Source organism: Acetomicrobium mobile (assembly GCF_937920065.1).
On record NZ_CALETC010000044.1, the window covers coordinates 1 to 2,138 of the forward strand.

Consider the following 2,138-nt stretch of genomic DNA (forward strand, 5'->3'; position numbering starts at 1 on the left):
TCTGACTCGCAAAGGATGACTCGTTCTCAACCAATGAAATTAACCTTGCTATTGCACGATGATCTCCATCTAACGCTTTTCTTACAAGAAAGTTCATAGTTAATCCTCCTATCGGTTGCATTAGTTAGTAGTTGAATAAAAAATCCATGGGGATCCAGTCTCGGAAGGGGATGCCGTTTATATTCCCGAAAACGGCCAAAAGCGGCTCAAAAACAACCGCTTTGAGCAAAATGCTCTTTTCGGGGAGGCTTACAAAAACTTCCCCTTCAAGTCCCATTGACTTAGAGTCATCGCTTTGATGTGACGAGGAGAACTTAATTTTTCCTCCCGATATGTACGAAAGCATTGTCAAACTCAATGGCAATGGTCCGTCTTTCATGTGCAAATCAATGGCTATGCCTTCTCTGAGACTTAACCCTGCCAACATTAGCACAAAATCGTCAGTTATTCCAGAAAGATGGGGTCCTTGTTTCATCACAAGTCTGGAAGGCCACACGTTGCCAACGGTATAGATTTTCCTTAAAAAAATTTCGTAGTTATCTGCCAAAGCAATCTCAAGGACTGGCTTTTGGTTCATATAAGTTTTTCGTTCCCATTTGCTTGGGAGGAAGTTTTCGCCAAAACCCACTATAAGGGAAGGGGTCTTTTGCTCATAATTAGAAATTGCGGGAATATTTAAATTGGCTTTTAAGCGTAAAAAACCGAGATCGGGCCCTTTTTCCAACATATATAAGTTAGCAAAGGCGATGAGATTTTCTAATTTTAAAACTTGCTCGATCAAAAAGGTGTTTTTCAAAGCCGTATCAAGCGCTATAATTTTATCTTCATACCTTGCTAAACACCAGCAGTTTTCGAGTTTTTCTTCGATAGGTTTTTTTAGCGAATCTTTTAAGATGTTTCCTATGTATAGTGATCCATCCTCGCTCAAGACGACGTAATCTATTGGTGAAATCCATTCTACATCTCTTAAAAGTTCTACTTGCTCTTTAAAAACGACTTCCTTAGCCCAAGGATCCATGAAGATTACAGAGTTGGATCCCCTATCCGCAATGGCTACCAAGTAGCCGCCATAAGACAAAGCCAGTGGCTCAAAACGTCCTTCATCCGTTGGCGTCCAAGTATATGAAATATTTCCATCTTCAAGATCGACACACGTTAATTTGCCTTCTTTTACGTCGCCCACAAGTATAAATTTTTCGCCTATGACAACAGCATCCGAGGCAATTATAGGAAGGCTTGCCACCTTTTTAACGTGCATGTGTTCGAGGTTTTTGTTGTTTTCACTCACATTGACTTTATATATCTGCCCTTCCTTGGTTACGATAATCGCCTCGTCAAAATCCAAGGGCACTACTGAAACGGGATTGTCAATGTCAAATGGGACCGGTTTTTTGTTTCTTTCGATCATAAAAACTTTATTGCCTTCCGTATCAGAGATCCACAACCTACCTTCGAAAGAGCTTGCTTTTCCTAGGGCTTTTGTCTTCGGCTTTGAACCCAAGGGAAGATTGTAGAATAATGAGAAAGGTTGTTTATATGCCTGAATCGAATTGACTTCGATTTTACCTGACAATACATTCTTTAAAAAACTCTTTTCTTTTTCAATTTGATCTTCAATTAACCTGGCACGTACGTCTGCGCTTTCAACTTCCAAATAATAGTGTATAGATGTTAACGATTTATCCCACATGCCCAGACGCCTTTCGCATAAGGATCTTAAAAGATACACGCCTACCAGATAAATATTTTCTCGTTGGGCTGCACTTAATTCTTCAATGCAATTGAGATAATCTCCGCTTAAAAAATATCGCCTTGCAGCTACCATATGTTTTTCGGCTTCTATCTTGTTGACCTCCGGCAAAGTGTAGGTTACACTAGCATCTGCACATGATAATATATTAAAAAGCAAAATAAGTAAAATAATGGCAATTCGCATTATATCACCCCACGTCATAGCTGAACCTAGCTGAATTTGGTTTAAGTTCAGTTCAGTATGCTTATCCCAGCGAAGGCATAAAATCCCAGAACCACTGAAGCAGCAAGCATGAAGCCCAGAAGCACTCGCAAATAAAACACCCATAATGCTCCACCTGGCCACTTTTTCGAGTTGATATTATTAATGATCCTTGCGATTAGCA

1 protein-coding gene is annotated in these 2,138 nt (G+C 39.9%); it reads right to left on the bottom strand.

Features of this window, described 5'->3' with window-relative positions; translation table 11 throughout:
* Positions 1 to 124: 124 nt before the first annotated feature.
* A complete protein-coding gene (locus Q7P41_RS01800) occupies positions 125 to 1,936 on the bottom strand; it encodes a hypothetical protein (RefSeq protein ID WP_303881683.1) in 1,812 nt (603 codons plus the stop codon).
* Between the last annotated feature and the right edge of the window lie 202 nt (positions 1,937 to 2,138).